The 227-nt window shown below is 47.1% G+C and carries 1 rRNA gene; it reads right to left on the bottom strand.

Annotated elements, in window-relative coordinates:
• Nucleotides 1-117 (bottom strand): 5S ribosomal RNA (rrf, locus tag FC07_RS08500).
• Nucleotides 118-227 lie beyond the last annotated feature (110 nt).

Here is a 227-nt window from a genome sequence, read left to right as displayed (position 1 = left end):
GCGTGGCAACTTCCTACCCTCGCAGGGGGTGCTCCCCCAACTACTCTCGGCGTAAAGAAGCTTAACTTCTGTGTTCGACATGGGAACAGGTGTATCCTTCTTGCCATCATCACCACACCACTATCTGAGAACTTTGTGCTCTCAAAACTGAATCTCTATTTTATTGTTATGTTGTTCTTCAAAACCCACCACGCTGAACCTTACGGTTCTGACTTGGTTAAGTCCTC

This window comes from Loigolactobacillus bifermentans DSM 20003, assembly GCF_001434575.1.
Taxonomy (GTDB): domain Bacteria; phylum Bacillota; class Bacilli; order Lactobacillales; family Lactobacillaceae; genus Loigolactobacillus; species Loigolactobacillus bifermentans.
Note: the sequence above shows the minus strand (reverse complement) of the source record. Positions and strands in the feature narration are given on the sequence as shown.